This is a genomic window from Stenotrophomonas maltophilia, from assembly GCF_006974125.1.
Classification (GTDB): domain Bacteria; phylum Pseudomonadota; class Gammaproteobacteria; order Xanthomonadales; family Xanthomonadaceae; genus Stenotrophomonas; species Stenotrophomonas maltophilia_O.
Map to the genome: position 1 here is coordinate 1,241,021 of NZ_CP037858.1, position 16,213 is coordinate 1,257,233.

Annotated in this window: 14 protein-coding genes; 7 read left to right on the forward strand and 7 right to left on the reverse strand. The window is 66.7% G+C overall.

Going from position 1 to position 16,213, the window contains the following annotated elements:
- Positions 1–91 precede the first annotated feature (91 nt).
- The 3 genes from EZ304_RS05755 to rpoE form a co-directional block, all read right to left on the reverse strand.
- Positions 92–1,627, reverse strand: a complete 1,536-nt coding sequence (locus EZ304_RS05755; protein WP_142806526.1) for a DegQ family serine endoprotease — start codon at positions 1,625–1,627, stop codon at positions 92–94.
- 74 nt (positions 1,628–1,701) lie between these two features.
- Positions 1,702–2,583 carry a sigma-E factor negative regulatory protein gene (locus EZ304_RS05760; RefSeq protein ID WP_142806527.1) on the reverse strand — a complete coding sequence of 294 codons (882 nt, stop codon included), beginning with the start codon at positions 2,581–2,583 and terminating at the stop codon, positions 1,702–1,704.
- Positions 2,580–3,200 carry an RNA polymerase sigma factor RpoE gene (gene rpoE, locus EZ304_RS05765; protein ID WP_005414197.1) on the reverse strand — a complete coding sequence of 207 codons (621 nt, stop codon included), beginning with the start codon at positions 3,198–3,200 and terminating at the stop codon, positions 2,580–2,582. Before rpoE ends, EZ304_RS05760 begins: the two co-directional genes overlap by 4 nt.
- A 235-nt stretch (positions 3,201–3,435) precedes the next feature.
- Between rpoE and EZ304_RS05770 the strand changes: the two genes are divergently transcribed.
- From EZ304_RS05770 to EZ304_RS05785, 4 genes are all read left to right on the forward strand, one after another.
- The gene (locus tag EZ304_RS05770; RefSeq protein WP_142806528.1) at positions 3,436–5,499 is read left to right on the forward strand and encodes a 3-hydroxyacyl-CoA dehydrogenase NAD-binding domain-containing protein; all 2,064 of its coding nucleotides are present in this window, start codon (positions 3,436–3,438) and stop codon (positions 5,497–5,499) included.
- A 650-nt stretch (positions 5,500–6,149) separates the two neighbouring features.
- Positions 6,150–7,013 carry a pirin family protein gene (locus EZ304_RS05775; RefSeq protein WP_049427674.1) on the forward strand — a complete coding sequence of 288 codons (864 nt, stop codon included), beginning with the start codon at positions 6,150–6,152 and terminating at the stop codon, positions 7,011–7,013.
- A 120-nt stretch (positions 7,014–7,133) separates the two neighbouring features.
- On the forward strand, positions 7,134–7,853 hold the full coding sequence (gene aqpZ / locus EZ304_RS05780; protein ID WP_142806529.1) for an aquaporin Z: 720 nt from the start codon (positions 7,134–7,136) through the stop codon (positions 7,851–7,853).
- Between the two features lie 197 nt (positions 7,854–8,050).
- A complete protein-coding gene (locus EZ304_RS05785) occupies positions 8,051–8,509 on the forward strand; it encodes a hypothetical protein (protein WP_142806530.1) in 459 nt (152 codons plus the stop codon).
- A gap of 191 nt (positions 8,510–8,700) precedes the next feature.
- Here EZ304_RS05785 and EZ304_RS05790 read toward each other — a convergent pair whose 3' ends face one another.
- Positions 8,701–9,552, reverse strand: a complete 852-nt coding sequence (locus EZ304_RS05790) for a pirin family protein (RefSeq protein WP_142806531.1) — start codon at positions 9,550–9,552, stop codon at positions 8,701–8,703.
- A gap of 215 nt (positions 9,553–9,767) precedes the next feature.
- Between EZ304_RS05790 and EZ304_RS05800 the strand changes: the two genes are divergently transcribed.
- Positions 9,768–11,849, forward strand: coding sequence for a carbon starvation CstA family protein (locus EZ304_RS05800; RefSeq protein WP_142806533.1), 2,082 nt, complete (start codon positions 9,768–9,770; stop codon positions 11,847–11,849).
- Positions 11,849–12,073 (forward strand): YbdD/YjiX family protein, encoded by a 225-nt coding sequence (locus tag EZ304_RS05805; RefSeq protein ID WP_005410613.1) that lies wholly within the window; start codon positions 11,849–11,851, stop codon positions 12,071–12,073. The genes EZ304_RS05800 and EZ304_RS05805 overlap by 1 nt, the downstream gene beginning before the upstream one ends.
- A gap of 344 nt (positions 12,074–12,417) precedes the next feature.
- Here the strand turns inward: EZ304_RS05805 and EZ304_RS05810 are convergent, their stop codons facing one another.
- Positions 12,418–13,668 carry a DUF819 domain-containing protein gene (locus tag EZ304_RS05810; protein ID WP_014038098.1) on the reverse strand — a complete coding sequence of 417 codons (1,251 nt, stop codon included), beginning with the start codon at positions 13,666–13,668 and terminating at the stop codon, positions 12,418–12,420.
- Positions 13,669–13,796: 128 nt separating this feature from the next.
- On the opposite strand from EZ304_RS05810, the gene EZ304_RS05815 reads away from it, so the two are divergent.
- The gene (locus tag EZ304_RS05815) at positions 13,797–14,189 is read left to right on the forward strand and encodes a VOC family protein (protein WP_099555371.1); all 393 of its coding nucleotides are present in this window, start codon (positions 13,797–13,799) and stop codon (positions 14,187–14,189) included.
- A 22-nt stretch (positions 14,190–14,211) separates the two neighbouring features.
- Here the strand turns inward: EZ304_RS05815 and EZ304_RS05820 are convergent, their stop codons facing one another.
- Together EZ304_RS05820 and EZ304_RS05825 are read right to left on the reverse strand one after the other, a co-directional pair.
- Positions 14,212–15,504 (reverse strand): sensor histidine kinase, encoded by a 1,293-nt coding sequence (locus EZ304_RS05820; protein WP_099555369.1) that lies wholly within the window; start codon positions 15,502–15,504, stop codon positions 14,212–14,214.
- Complete coding sequence (locus EZ304_RS05825; protein ID WP_099555367.1) at positions 15,491–16,204, reverse strand: response regulator transcription factor; 714 nt, start codon at positions 16,202–16,204, stop codon at positions 15,491–15,493. The genes EZ304_RS05820 and EZ304_RS05825 overlap by 14 nt, the downstream gene beginning before the upstream one ends.
- Between the last annotated feature and the right edge of the window lie 9 nt (positions 16,205–16,213).

A 16,213-nucleotide genomic window follows, 5' to 3' on the forward strand; every position in this document is an offset into this window, starting at 1 on the left:
GCCTCATCAGGCCGGGCCCGGAATGGCCGAAGCCCCGCCAGGGCGGGGCTTCGGCGGCGGACAAGGGCCGCGGGGCGGCCCCGGGCGACCCTTACTGGCCGGCCTTCACCGCCACAAAGGCGCTGTTGCCGTTGCCGGTGCGCACCAGCAGCATCACCACGTCGTCCTTCTTGTAGCTGGACAGCGCCCGGTTCAGGCCCTCCACGCTGCCGACCGCGGTGCGGCCGACCTGCAGGATCACCATGCCAGGAGACAGGCCGGCATCACGCGCCGCCTGGCCCTTGACCCCGGTGATGCGCACGCCTTCGTTGCCGTCCAGCCCGAACTGCTTGCGCTGCGGCGCGGTCAGGTCGCTCACGTCCAGTCCCAGCAGGGCATTGGCACCGGCCTGCGGTGCCGCATCGGGCCTGGCGGCAGCCGCCGCACGGGCATTGCCCTGACCGTCTTCGCTCAGCGCCGTGAGCGTGGCGCTGAGATCGCGCGGCTTGCCATCGCGGATCACCCCCAGGGTGACCCGGCTGCCCGGCGCCATCGCACCGATCAGCGGCGGCAGGTCGGACCAGCTGTTGACCGGGCTGCCGTTGACCGAACGCACCACGTCGCCGATCTGCACACCGGCCTTCTCCGCGGCACTGCCAGCGACGATCTGGTTGACCAGCGCGCCGCGGCTGTCGGGCAGGCCCAGGCCCTGCGCCTTCAGCGCATCGATCGGCTCGACCACCGCACCCAGCTGGCCACGGGTGACCTTGCCGCTCTTCTTGATCTGCTCGACCGCGCTCATCGCCAGGTCGATCGGGATCGCGAAGCTGATGCCCATGTAGCCGCCGGAGGCGGAGAAGATCTGCGAGTTGATGCCGACCACTTCGCCACGGGTGTTCAGCAGCGGACCACCGGAATTGCCCTGGTTGATCGCCACGTCGGTCTGGATGAACGGTACGTAGCGCTGGTCGGCGCCACCGGTGCTGCGGCCCAGTGCACTGACGATACCGGCGGTGACCGAGTGGTCGAGACCGAACGGCGAGCCGATCGCGACAACCCACTGGCCCGGCTTCAGCGTGTTGGAATCGCCGACGCGCACGGTCGGCAGGTTCTTGCCATCGATCTTCAGCAGCGCCACGTCGTACTGCTGGTCGCTGCCCACCACCTTGGCGTTGAACTCACGGCTGTCGCCCAGCTTGACCTTCACGTCGCTGGCGTCGGCCACCACGTGGTAGTTGGTCAGCACATAGCCGTCGGGCGAGATGATGAAGCCCGACCCCATGCCACGGCCCTTGATGCTGGGGCCACCGTCCTGCCCACCCGGCCCCTGCCCCGGCATCGGGAAGTCCGGGCCGAAGAAGCGGCGGAAGAACTCCGGCATGTCGTCGTCACCGCCCATCGGGCCCCGCGAAGCCTGGCGGTTGTTGCGGACGATGGTGGTGTCGACGTTGACCACGCCCGGCCCGACCTGTTCAACAAGGTGGGTGAAATCGGGCAGGCCGGTAACCAGCGGCTGTGCCGGCGCCCGCGGCGCGGCGGCCGGGGCAGCCTGGGCCGGGGCGGCCGGAGCCGGGGCCTGCGCGCAGGCCATCAGCGGCAGGGTCAGGGCCAGCAGGCCAATGGCCTGCGTGCGGAATCGGGGAGTCATCGGACGGCAACCTCCGGATCGGATGGAAAGAGGAATACGGACCCCGCCGACGGCGGGGCGTGAAAGCACCCGGCTCAGTCGCGCGGGCGCGGCGGCACCGGCAGGTCGTCCTGCAGGCGCGGCTCGAACGGGTAGAACGCGGCGCCACCGGTATGGGCCGGGAAGCTGGCATTGAGCGCGCCGCCGGCGGCAGGCGCCAGGCTGGAACGCGGCCACGGCCGGGCCTGCAGCCCACCGACCTCACCAAACGGCATGTTGCGGCCGGCATTGGCCGGTACGGTCGGGGTCAGCGGCGCCTGCGCAGCAGCCACTGCGCGTTGCGACAGGTCCTCACGCTGGGCGGCACGCGCGGCCTGCTGGCTGCGGGTGGCACTGGCGCGGCGGGTATCCTGGCGGCGACTGGCAGCGGCCATCGCCAGGGCGGGAGCCGCCGCCACGGCCATCGCGGCAGTGTCTGCAGAGGCCTCGGTCACCGGGGCAGGGTCGGTCGGCACGGTCGGCAGCTCTGCCTGGCTGGCGATCACCTGTGGTGCCAACGGCTCGCCCGGGGTGGCCTCCTTCAGCTTCTCACCGCCCATGAACAGTGCCACCGCCGCCACCGAAGCGGCCAGTGCGGCACCACCGCCCCAGGCCCGCCAGCCACTGCGACGCACCTGACGGCGCGGCTCGGCCTGCGGCGCAGGCTCGGCGGCGATGGCGGCAGCCACGGCGGCACTGAACCCGGCCGGCGCCAGCGCCGACGCCTGCCCGCGCATCACATCGCCCAGCAGCTGCCAGCGCTCCTGGCAGCCGGCCAGTTCGGGGTCATGCTCCATCCGGCGCAGCAGGAAGCGCGCTTCATCGGCACCCAGCTCGCCATCGACCAGGGCCGACAGCTGCTCCCGATGGCGCTGGTCCAGGCGCTGCCCGGCGGGCGATTGATGGTTCTGCGATTCGTTGAACGGATTACTGGTCATACGCGGCTCTTCTCACGGGTGGCGCTGCCGATGTCCAACAGCGGCCGGAGTTCGGTGTCGATCGCCTCGCGCGCCCGGAAGATCCGTGAACGCACGGTGCCGATCGGGCACCCCATTTTCTGCGCGATTTCCTCGTAGCTCAGGCCTTCCACCTCGCGCAGGGTGATCGCCGACCGGAGCTCTTCCGGCAGCGCGTTGACGGCCTTCATCACCGTCTGTTCCAGCTCCTGGCGCATCAACTCGCGTTCGGGCGTGTCGGTGTCGCGCAGGCGCGTACCACTGTCGAACTGTTCGGCATCGCCGATGTCGATGTCATCGGTCGGTGGCCGTCGATTGTGTGAAGCCAGGTAGTTTTTGGCGGTATTCACGGCGATTCGATGCAACCAGGTTGAGAACTGGGCATCGCCACGGAAACTTCCGATCGCGCGATAGGCACGGATGAAAGTGTCCTGGGCGACGTCCTGACATTCGCTCCAGTCGGCGATGTAGCGACCGACAAGGGCCACCACGCGATGCTGGTACTTGCGCACCAGGACATCGAACGCGGCGCTCTCGCCGTGCTGCACGCGCCGGACCAGTTCCAGATCCAGCTCCTGTGGTGTATCAACCTCGGCCATGAGGGGCCGCACTCCTGTCAGCCCAACCGACGTCGGGCAATGAGACTGCCAATCCCGGGAAAAGTTCAGTCGCCGATCACCCGGCGCCGCACCAGCTTTTAACCACCGTTCCGTTAGCGTCCCGGTCCACGGCCATGGATCCGGGGTCGCCACTCCCCTGCTATTGGGATTTGACGCGGGGGAAACAACCTCTGGATCATAGCCGCTTCTCCATACACAACCGGATGGAACGTCCATGCTCTCAGGCTTCGATGGTCTCCGCTTCAGCCACTGGCACCCCGAGATCCGCGACGACGGCGTGGTGGTCCTCTCCCTGGATCGTCAGGACAGCAGCGTCAACGCGATGTCGCAGGACGTGCTGCTGGAACTGGGGGACCTGCTGGAACGCATCGCGCTGGACCCGCCCAAGGGCGTGGTGATCCAGTCGTTGAAGAAGGCGGGGTTCATTGCCGGCGCGGACCTGAAGGAGTTCCAGGAGTTCGACCGTCGCGGCACCGTCAACGATGCCATCCGCCGCGGCCAGTCGACCTACCAGAAGCTGGCCGAGCTGCCCTGCCCCACCGTGGCGGCCATCCACGGGCACTGCCTGGGCGGCGGCACCGAGCTGGCACTGGCCTGCCGCTACCGCGTGGCCTCCAATGACAGCAGCACCCGCATCGGCCTGCCTGAAACCCAGCTGGGCATTTTCCCCGGTTGGGGCGGCAGCGCGCGCCTGCCGCAGCTGGTGGGCGCCCCGGCGGCGATGGACATGATGCTGACCGGCCGCACCCTGTCGGCGTCGGCCGCGCGTGGGATCGGCCTGGTCGACAAGGTAGTGGCACCGGCGGTGGTGCTCGATACCGCCGTGGCGCTGGCCCTGTCCGGCACCACCCGCCCGTTCAAGCAGCGCGCCACGGCCTGGGCCACCAACACCTGGCTGGCCCGCACCCTGCTGGCGCCGCAGATGGTCAAGCAGGTGGCGCGCAAGGCAAAGAAGGACCAGTACCCGGCGCCGTACGCACTGATCAGCACCTGGCAGCGCAGCGGCGGCAAGCCGATCCAGGCACGCCTGGATGCCGAACGGCGTGCGGTGGTGAAGCTGGCCAGCACGCCGACCGCACGCAACCTGATCCGCATCTTCTTCCTCACCGAGCGCCTGAAGGGCCTCGGCGGTGGTGATTCGGGCATCCGCCACGTGCACGTGGTCGGCGCCGGCGTGATGGGCGGCGACATCGCCGCGTGGGCCGCCTACAAGGGCTTCGACGTAACCCTGCAGGACCGCGAGCAGCGCTTCATCGACCCCGCCATGGAACGCGCGCAGGCGCTGTTCGCCAAGAAGGTGCGCGACGAGAGCAAGCGCCCAGCGGTGGCCGCACGCCTGCGTGCCGACCTGGAAGGCAACGGCGTGGCCGAGGCCGACCTGGTGATCGAAGCGATCATCGAAGACCCGGAGGCCAAGCGTGCGCTGTACCAGACGCTGGAACCGAAGATGAAGCACGACGCGCTGCTGACCACCAACACCTCGTCGATTCCGCTGGTGGAACTGCGCGACCACATCCAGCGCCCGGCGCAGTTCGCCGGCCTGCACTACTTCAACCCGGTGGCGCAGATGCCGTTGGTGGAGATCATCCATCACGACGGCATGGCGGCGGAGACCGAGCGCCGCCTGGCCGCGTTCTGCAAGGCGCTGGGCAAGTTCCCGGTGCCGGTGGCAGGCAGCCCGGGCTTCCTGGTCAACCGCGTGCTGTTCCCGTACATGCTGGAAGCGGCCACCGCGTATGCCGAAGGCATTCCGGGCCCGGTGATCGACAAGGCGGCGGTGAAGTTCGGCATGCCGATGGGCCCGATCGAACTGATCGACACCGTGGGCCTGGACGTGGCCGCCGGCGTCGGCCGCGAGCTGGCGCCGTTCCTGGGCCTGCAGATTCCCGCCGCACTGCAGACGGTGGAACCGGACAAGCGCGGCAAGAAGGATGGCCAGGGCATCTACACCTGGGAAAACGGTAAGCCGAAGAAGCCGGACGTGGCCAGCGATTACCAGGCCCCGACCGATCTTGAGGACCGCCTGATCCTGCCGCTGTTGAACGAAGCGGTGGCGTGCCTGCATGAAGGCGTGGTGGCCGATGCGGACCTGCTGGATGCGGGCGTGATCTTCGGCACCGGGTTCGCCCCGTTCCGCGGTGGCCCGATCCAGCACATCCGTGCGGTGGGTGCCGATGCGATCGTCGAGCGGTTGAAGGCGCTGCAGCAGCGCCACGGCGACCGCTTCGCCCCGCGCGCGGGCTGGGACAATCCCGCCCTGCGCGAACCGGTGGTTTGAGTCTATCGGCCGGGCCTGCGGCCCGGCACCCGCAGAGGCAACGTCAAGTTCCACAGCAGAAGCCAGAGCCAAAGCGGCTCTGGCTTTTCTGTTTGTTGGGCGGGGAGGTGCGGGCAGGCAGGACACGCCGTAAACCCATCCATGGGGGCTCGATGGCGCCATCCATGGCGCCAACGGTCCTGCCTGCCCACACCGCCCCACCCCTGACAGTTTCCCGGTGACGGTGGGTGAACTGCGATGGCTGGTAGGTGTCGACCTTGGTCGGCACGGATCATTACGAACTGGTGGGTGTCGACCTTGGTCGATACCAGGAGCGAAGCGACCGGCGTTTGATTCTGACTTTGTTTTTCTTTTTTCTTCTCCGTGGCTGGACGCACACGAAAACTGTCAGAGGTCGGGCGGGTGGGTTGCGCAGGACCGTTGGCGCCATGGATGGCGCCATCGAGCCCCCATGGATGGGTTTACGGCGTGTCCTGCGCAACCCACCCGCCCGGCCAAGCGCGGCTTGTGCTTGTGCCTTCAGCGACCAAGCAACCAGCCACGAGGGGCTGCGCCGTTGGCTGGAACAACCTGTTACCCATACGGGGCATGTGTCCGTCACAGCTGCATGCGATGCTGGCCACCTGATCCCTGCCAGCGAGAACGCCCGCATGACTACCATCATCGCCCCGCGCGTGCACGACATCGGCGGACTCGAAGTCCGTCGCGCCGTCCCCACCCTGCAGGCCCGCAGCATCGGCTCGTTCGTGTTCGTCGACCAGATGGGCCCGGCACTCATGCACCCCGGTACGGCCATCGACGTGCGTCCTCATCCGCATATCGGCCTGGCCACGGTCACCTACCTGTGGTCGGGCGCCATCGGCCACCGCGACACCCTGGGCTCGGATCAGGTGATCCGTCCCGGTGACGTCAACTGGATGACCGCCGGCCGCGGCATCGCCCATTCCGAGCGCACGCCGCAGCCGGACCGCGATCACGACAACCCGATCCACGGCATGCAGACCTGGGTGGCCCTGCCGAAATCGCATGAGGAAATCGAACCGGCGTTCTACCACCACGCCGCGGCCACCCTGCCGGAGCAGCGCCGCAACGGTGCCTGGCTGCGCGTGATCGCCGGCCGCGCCTATGGCGAGGAATCGCCGGTGAAGGTGTTCGCCGACACCCTCAACGTGGCGATCGATCTCGACCCGGATGCGGAAATCGACATCGACGACGGCCACCGCGAACGCGCGTTGTACATCCTCGAGGGCGAGGCGCAGCTGGATGGCGTGGACATCCCGGCGCAGCACCTGGTGATCCCGGAAGCCGGCGCACGTGGCCGCCTGCGTGCGAAAACGCCGGTGAAGGCGATGCTGTTCGGCGGCGAGCCGCTGGATGGCCCGCGTCACCTGTGGTGGAACTTCGTATCCAGCTCGAAGGAGCGCATCGAGCAGGCCAAGCACGATTGGGAAGCCGGCCGCTTCGGCACCATTCCGGGCGACGACAAGGAATTCATCCCGCTGCCGCAGTACTGAACATCGCGTGTTGCACACATCCGAAGGTGTATCCCTGCACCCGGCGTTGACGCTACAGTCACCCGCTGATCACTGAAATGTGACATAAATCACACTTTCGCCGTCAAAGGAGTGCAACACATGAGCATGGGTAAACGCTTGTCCGCCGAGTTCCTCGGCACGTTCTGGCTGGTTCTGGGTGGCTGTGGCAGTGCGGTGCTGGCCGCCAAGTTCGGTGGCGACGGCAATCCGCTGGGTATCGGTTTCCTCGGCGTGGCGCTGGCCTTCGGCCTGACCGTGGTGACCGGCGCCTATGCGTTCGGCCATATCTCGGGCGCGCACTTCAATCCGGCGGTCAGTGTCGGCCTGTGGGCTGGCGGTCGTTTCCCGACCAAGGACCTGATCCCCTACATCATCGCCCAGGTGGCTGGCGGCCTGGTGGCCGGCTTCATCCTGCTGCAGATCGCTTCCGGGGCCAGCGGCTTCGCCATCGACGGCAGCCAGGCCGGTGCGTTCGCCAGCAATGGTTATGGCGCGCTGTCGCCCGGCGGTTACAGCGTGGCGGCGGCCTTCCTGTGCGAAGTGGTGCTGACCGCAGTGTTCCTGATCGTGATCATGGGTTCCACACATGGCAAGGCACCGGCTGGCTTTGCGCCGCTGGCGATCGGCCTCTCGCTGACCCTGATCCACCTGATCAGCATCCCGGTCACCAACACCTCGGTGAACCCGGCCCGCTCCACCGCCGTGGCCTTCTTCGCCGGCAGCGGTGCGGTCAGCCAGCTGTGGCTGTTCTGGGTCGCCCCGCTGCTGGGCGGCGCGATCGGCGGCATCATCTACAAGTGGATCGGCAACGACCGCTGAGGCCTGTGCGGACCATTGCGGCCGACCTTCGGCCGCAATGGTTACGCTTGCAACCGCAATTTGTGCGATCGCTCACGTTCCGTTAAGGTTGAGTTGACCGTCCGTGCACATGCCGGCCGGGGGTGGCATCCGGGGATGGGATGCCAAGGCTGCCGGTCCATCCGGCGGAGCCAACGACACACCACCTTGGGGGATGCATGAAGTTCGCGCCTGTAGTGTTGTCGAGCCTGCTGTTCGCTGTGGCCCAGGCCGCCGCGCAGGCTCCCACCGAATGTCCTTCATTGCCGGCCAGCAGCGGCCTGCAGTGGCAACAGCAGGCACAGGCCGATTTCCTGGTCTGCCGCGCCAGCACCGGCGATGGCCGCGAGGTACTGAGCCTGATGCTCAGTGCGCGCGATCCCAACCTTCCATTGAACCGCTCGCTGCGCCAGGAAAAAGGCAGCTTCGGCGGTGAATCGCTGTACTGGTACCAGCCCGATCTGGGAGGCCAGCAGCCGCCCGGCTATGCCGAGCGCCGCATCAGTGTGGTCAAGCTCGACAAAGGGCGTTACGCGCAGATTTCGCTGTATCCGGACAGCGCGCAGGAACTGGGCTCGCTGCAGCAGCTGGCGCAGGGCATGAGCCTGACCCCGTCGGCCGTGGCTGCCGGGAACTGACGATGGCGGGGATGACTGCCTGGCAGCATCCCCGCAGCATCCGGCACGCGGGACGTCCGCCGGGCATGGCCCGGCGGCGTTACCGGTTTCTTTCGCCGGGCATGGCCCGGCGGCGTTACCGGTTTCTTTCGCCGGGCATGGCCCGGCGGCGTTACCGGTTTCTTTCGCCGGGCATGGCCCGGCGCAATCCCTCAGAACTTGCCTTCCTGGAAATCGACGAAGGCCTGCATCAGTTCCTGCCGCGTGTTCATCACGAACGGTCCATGGCGCATCACTGGTTCGCGCAACGGACGACCGGCCACCAGGATCAGCCGTGCACCCTCGCTGCCGGCCGACAGATGCAGCTGCTCACCGCCCCCCAGCACCGCCAGTTCCTGACGGGCGACGTCGCGCGCCGCGTCCTGCTCACCCACCGTCACCGCACCTTCGAACACATACGCAAAGGCGTTGTGCCCTTCCGGCAACGCATAGGTCCAGGCGCGATCCGGGGCCAGCGTGATGTCCAGGTACAGCGGATCGGTGGCCGGCTGCACGATCGGGCCCTGCGTGCCATTCACGTTGCCGGCAATCACCTTCACGTCCACGCCCGCTTCCGGGTGCGCCACCGGAATCCGCTCAGGGGCGAATTCCTGGTACTTCGGATCCGTCATCTTCTCTTTCGCCGGCAGGTTCACCCACAGCTGGAAGCCGCGCATCTGCCCGCTTTCCTGCTCGGGCATTTCCGAATGCACCAGGCCACGGCCTGCGGTCATCCACTGCACGCTACCCGGGGTCAGCAGGCCCTCATTGCCGTGGTTGTCGCGATGCCGCATGCGCCCGTCGAGCATGTAGGTGACGGTCTCGAAACCACGATGCGGATGCTCCGGGAAGCCGGCGATGTAGTCCTCGGCACGGTCCGTGCCGAATTCATCGAGCAGCAGGAATGGGTCCAGGTCCGGCAGCGTGGGGCCGCCGATGACGCGGGTCAGGCGCACGCCGGCACCGTCGGAGGTGGGCATGCCACGGATGGTCCGCAGCACGCGGACCGGTTCGGGAAAGCTCATGGCGACTCCTGTTGGATGGATGCCACTGAAGATGGACGCCACACGGCTGCGCGCCAATGGACGGCGCCGCAACCGATTGTTCCATCCCTGATGTTCGCTGCACGTCAGCACATCAAGCGTACGACCAAAGTACTACCGCAGATTCGTCCTGTGCCAATTGACCCTGCCGAGGGCACGCGGGACTCTTTGACTGTCTTTCCGGGAGAGAGCACCTCATGAAAGGGTTTTCCAAAATTGGCTGGGCAGCACTCGCCCTGCTCGGCGCCTTCTGTCTGGGCACCGTGGCCTTGCGCCGCGGCGAACACATCAATGCGCTGTGGATCGTCGTCGCCGCAGTTTCGCTGTACCTGGTCGCCTACCGTTTCTACAGCCTGTTCATCGCCAACAAGGTGATGCAGCTGGATCCGACCCGGGCCACCCCGGCGGTGATCAACAACGATGGCCTGGATTACGTGCCGACCAACAAGCACGTGCTGTTCGGCCACCATTTCGCTGCGATTGCCGGTGCCGGCCCGCTGGTCGGCCCCGTGCTGGCCGCGCAGATGGGCTACCTGCCCGGCCTGCTGTGGCTGGTGGTGGGCGTGGTGCTGGCCGGCGCGGTGCAGGACTTCGTGGTGCTGTTCCTGTCCAGCCGCCGCAACGGCCGTTCGCTGGGCGATCTGGTACGGGAAGAGATGGGCCAGGTACCCGGCACCATCGCGTTGTTCGGCGCGTTCCTGATCATGATCATCATCCTGGCAGTGCTGGCGATGGTGGTGGTCAAGGCGCTGGCCGAAAGCCCGTGGGGCATGTTCACGGTGATCGCGACGATGCCCATCGCGATCCTGATGGGCGTGTACATGCGTTACATCCGCCCCGGCAAGATCGGCGAGATCTCGGTGGTCGGCCTGATCCTGCTGCTGGCCGCGATCTGGTACGGCGGCAAGGTCGCCGCCGACCCCGTGTGGGGCCCTGCGTTCACCTTCACCGGCACCCAGATCACCTGGATGCTGATCGGCTACGGCTTCGTCGCCTCGGTGCTGCCGGTATGGCTGCTGCTGGCCCCGCGTGACTACCTGTCGACCTTCCTCAAGATCGGCACCATCATCGCGCTGGCCATCGGCATCCTGGTGGTGATGCCGGAACTGAAGATGCCGGCGCTGACCCAGTTCGCCGCCAGCGGCGATGGCCCGGTGTGGAAGGGCGGCATGTTCCCATTCCTGTTCATCACCATCGCCTGCGGTGCGGTGTCCGGCTTCCACGCGCTGATTTCCTCCGGCACCACGCCGAAGCTGCTGGCCAATGAAGCGCACATGCGCTACATCGGCTACGGCGGCATGCTGATGGAATCGTTCGTGGCGGTGATGGCACTGGTCGCGGCCTCGATCATCGATCCGGGCATCTACTTCGCGATGAACAGCCCGGCGGCGGTGATCGGTGCCGATGCCGCATCGGCGGCGCACTACATCACCAACACCTGGGGCTTCACCATCACGCCCGAGCAGCTGACCGCGACCGCGGCGGCCATTGGTGAACCGACCATCCTGCATCGCGCAGGTGGCGCACCGACACTGGCGGTGGGCATCGCGCAGATCCTGCACGAAGCGATTCCCAGTGGCAGCGACGCGATGATGGCGTTCTGGTACCACTTCGCGATCCTGTTCGAAGCGTTGTTCATCCTCACTGCAGTCGACGCTGGCACCCGTGCGGGCCGCTTCATGCTGCAGGACCTGCTGGGCAACTTCGTACCGGCGCTGAAGAAGACCGAATCGTGGACCGCCAACATCATCGGCACCGCCGGCTGCGTGGCGCTGTGGGGCTACCTGCTCTACACCGGCGTGGTCGATCCGTTCGGTGGCATCCAGACGCTGTGGCCGCTGTTCGGCATCTCCAACCAGATGCTGGCCGGCATCGCGCTGATGCTGGGCACGGTGGTGCTGTTCAAGATGAAACGTGACCGCTATGCGTGGGTGACGGCGGTGCCAGCCATCTGGCTGCTGATCTGCACCACCTACGCCGGCTTCATCAAGATCTTCGACAGCAACCCGGCGCAGGGCTTCCTGGCCCAGGCACACAAGTTCCAGGCCGCCCTCGCCAGCGACACCATCACCGCACCGGCCAAGTCGGTGGCGCAGATGAAGCAGATCGTGGTCAACGCCTACGTCAACACCGGCCTGACCGCGCTGTTCCTGCTGGTGGTGGGCGCGGTACTGGTGTATTCGATCAAGACCATCCTGGCGGCACGCCGCAACCCGCAGCGCAGCGACCGCGAGACCCCGTACGTGGCGCTGAAGCCACATGAAATGGTGGACCTGTGATGAGCACGCAACTGGTTCCCGCCGGCCAGTACCAGGCGCACCGGCGCATCTGGCGGCGCCTGGTGCAGACCGCACGGCTGTGCTGTGGCATTCCTGATTACGACAACTACGTCCGGCACATGCTGGAAAAGCATCCGGACCAGGAGCCGATGGATTACAAGACGTTCTTCCGCGAGCGCCAGGAAGCGCGCTACGGCGGACGCAACGGTGGTCGCTGCTGTTGAGGAGTGAGGTGGGTGCCGGGCTTGCAGCCCGGCACCCGCAGAGGCGACTGCAACGGCCAAAGCGTCGGCTCTGGTTTTCCGTGGATTTGGCGGGGTGGTGTCGGATGGCGGGGACGCCGTAAACCCATCCCTGGGGGCTTGGCCGCGGCATCCATGCCGCGGACACCCCGCCATCCGACACCACCCCACCTTCGACAGATTTCCGGTGGCGGCGAGAAGCGTCAGGGGTCAGATCCGTTTCCTCCGGGAAACGGATCTGACCCCTTCCATGTTCATGGATCTCCATGAAGTGCATCCACGCATGGCGCGGATCTACGGAAGCATGACGCCAGGGCGGCCCGAACTCAGCCGGTCGCCATCCACTTCAGGATCAGGCCGGTGACATACGCCAGACCGGTGCCGGTCGCATAGCCCACCGTGCCCAGCAGCACGCCCACCGGGGCCAGCGTCGGATGGAACGCCGCTGCCACCACAGGGGCCGAAGCGGCTGCGCCGATATTGCCCTGCGAACCAATGGCGAAGAAGAACAGCGGCGCGCGCAGCAGCTTGGCCACCACCCACAGCACCAGCACGTGGGTGGCCATCCAGATCGCGCCGAGCAGGAACAGCCACGGCCGATCCAGCAGCGACAGCAGGTTCATCTGCATGCCGATGCAGGCGATCAGGAAGTACAGGAACACCGTGCCCAGCCGCGAAGCGCCTGCGGCTTCCAGCCGGCGTGCACGGGTGAAACTCAGGCCCAGGCCCATCGCCGTGGACAGCAGGATCACCCACACGAACTGGCTATCGAGACTGAACTGGCTGGCCCAGCTGACATTGGCCTTGAACCAGCCCGACAGCGGCGCGGCGATGGCGTGGGCCAGGCCGACGCCCCCCAGTGCCACACCGACGATCACCATCAGGTCGGTCATGCTCGGAATGCGTGCGTTCTGTGCCTCGTAGGCACTGATGCGCGCCTTCATCTCGTCGATGGCACGGGTATCGGCACCATTGCGGGTATCGATCTGCTGCGCGCGGTTGGCCAGGAACAGCAGGATGGCCATCCACAGGCTGGCGCAGGCCACGTCGACCACTGCGAACTGGCCGAAGGTGGTGGCATCGGTGCCGAACACTTCGCGCATGGCGACCATGTTGGCGCCGCCACCGATCCAGCTGCCGGCCAGCGCCGCCATGCCGGCCCAGGTATCACCGGCCACGGTTTCCGGGTGGATCAGCTTCATCAGCTGGAACGAGACGATGGCGCCGAGCATGATGCCGGCGGTACCGGCACAGAACACGACCAGCAGCTTCGGGCCGAGCTTGATGACGCCCTTCAGGTCGATCGACAGGGTCAGCAGGACCAGTGCCGCCGGCAGCAGCACGTCACGCGCGACCGGGTTGTACAGCGAGGTGTTGTGGCCATCGATGACACCGGCGGTGTTGTAGATGGCGGGGATGAAGTAGCACAGTAGCAGTGCCGGCACCCAGGCGAAGATCTTCTTCAGCAGTGGGGTCGGACCACTGGCGGCCCAGAAGATCAGGGCCAGGGTGGCGGCAATCAGGCCCAGTCCAACGATGTCGTTGCTGATCAGGGCAGTAGCGGGTTCGGTCGGCATGGGATCCTCTGTCGATCGAAAGAGCGGGAAAAAAAAAGCGCCGCATAAAGCGGCGCATCCGCAGATTAACATTGTCTTCACGCCGGGTCATGCTGCAGTGCCGGTTGCCCTTTCCCGGAGCCACTCCCATGCAGCTCGGCGCCTTCTCCATCAGCCTCTCGGTCAAGGACCTTGGGGCCTCCCGCACCTTCTACGAAGCACTGGGCTTCTCGGTCACCGGCGGCGATCCGGCACAGAACTGGCTGGTGATGCGCAGCAACGGCACCGTGATCGGCCTGTTCCAGGGCATGTTCGAGGGCAACCTGCTGACCTTCAATCCTGGCTGGGACCAGCACAAGCAGGAACTGCCCCACTTCCAGGATGTGCGCGAGCTGCAGGCGGAGCTGGATGCGAAGGGCGTCGAACTGGCGGTGCGCACCGACCCTGATGGGCAGGGCACCGGCTATCTGCAGCTGGCCGATCCGGATGGCAACGTGATCCTGATCGACCAGCACGTGGCGCGCGCGGGCACCGGACAGTAGGGCTGCCGGCCAGCGGCCGGCACTACCGCGATGGAGGGCGTGATGCGCTGAAGTCGAGGGTGGCACGCGTACCGCGCGGGTCACAGGGTTGCAGCTGCAGGGTCCAGCCCAGGTGCTCGCACAGCCGCGCGATCAGGTCCAGTCCGATGCCGCCCCCCCGATCGGCGCGCTCGCCACGGGCCATCCGCGCGTGGATCGCCGCAATCTCCTCCGGGCTCATGCCATGCCCGGGGTCCTGCAGGGTCAGCACCGCCGACGAGCTCAGGCGCAGCTCAATGTGACCACGGCCACTGTTCTCGATGGCATTGCGCAGGAGGTTGCCGATCGCGGCCTGCACAACGGCCAGCGGCGCAACGATATCCACCGGAGCAGCCTGGATGCCGATGCTCAGATCCTTGTCGCCGAGCAGGTGACGATGGTCGTCGACGATTTCCGGCAACAGCTGGTCCAGTGCGATGCGCTCGGCGCGCGCGGCCAATCGTGCCGGATCACGCGCCAGCACCAGCAACAGTTCGATCAGCTGCTCCACGCTCTGCGCTGTGCGCAGCACGCGCTGCATCTGCTGGCGCGCGCGCTCGGGCAGGCCCGGCTGTTCCAGTGCCAGCTCTGCAGCACCGGTCATCACCGCAATTGGTGTACGCAGTTCGTGGCTGGCGGTGCTGATGAAGACCCGTTCGCGTTCGACGAACTGCTCGTTGCGGTCCAGGTAGTCGTTCAGTGCATCGGCAATGGTATGCAGTTCGGAGCTGCCGCGCGGGTCGACCTCGATGCGCTGGCCCTGAACGCCCGGCCGCAACGCGGCGATGTGCTGCGCCAGCAGGCTCAACGGGCGCACCATGCGCTCCATGCCGAACGACGCCATCAGCACGGTGACGAAGATCATGATCACCCCGGCCAGCATCACCCAGCGCGTGGCGAACTGTTCCAGGTCATGGAAATCGGAGATGTCCAGAACCAGCGCGACCCGGCCCATCGGCTCGGTTTCGCGCACCATCACCGCCGTCTCACGTCCCTTGACCATCACGCCGTCATGCAGCCCCGGATGCAATGTGCGCAGCCCCTCGGGAAGGTTGACCGCATCGAACCGGTACAGGCTGAGCGTGTCCGAATCCTGCCAGCGGTAGTGCGGCTCGTGCTCGACGTGCTCGACGATGCTGTCCAGTTCGGAATTGAGCAGCGCGCGCCAGGCGGCATGCTCGGCATGTTCATGCACGTAGTTGCCGACGCTGAACACCGCGATCGACAGCAGCGCCAGATAGCCCAGCAACCACCACACCACGCGCCGGTACAGCGGCCCCGGCTTACGCGCCTTCATCGCCATCCTTGCCGGCATCGCTGCCCGTGGTCACCGCCAGACGGTAACCCACCCGCGGCAGGGTATGGATCAGTTTCTCGGCGAACGGACCATCGACGCTGCGGCGCAGTTCGTAGACATGCGAACGCAGCAGGTCGCCATCCGGCGGTTCGTCGCCCCACAGGGCGAATTCCAGCTGCTGGCGGGTGACCGCGCCCGGACTGGCGCGCATCAGTACCTCCAGCAGCTTGCGGCAGGCTGGGTACAGGTGCAGCACCTGGCCCTCACGCTGAGCCTCCAGCGTCGCCAGATCCAGTACCAGATCGCCCACCTGCAGGCGCTTGCGCGGGTTGCGGCCCTGCGCACGCAGCAGCAGCGCTTCCAGCCGCACCTCCAGCTCCGGCAGCGCGAACGGCTTGGTCAGGTAGTCGTCGGCGCCCGCGCGGAAGCCGGCAATCTTGTCCGGCAGCTCGTCACGCGCGGTCAGCATGATCACCGGCACTTCCGATGCATGCTCGGCGCGCAGCCGGCGCAGCACCTCCGGGCCCTCCATGCGCGGCAGCATCCAGTCCAGGATGACCGCGTCATACGGATGGCTTCCGGCCAGGTGCAGTCCGGTGATGCCATCCGGCGCCACGTCGAGCACATGCCCGCGCGACTCGAAATAGTCGAACAGGTTGGCCACCAGCTGGCGGTTGTCCTCGATCACCAACAGACGCATGCACGAAAC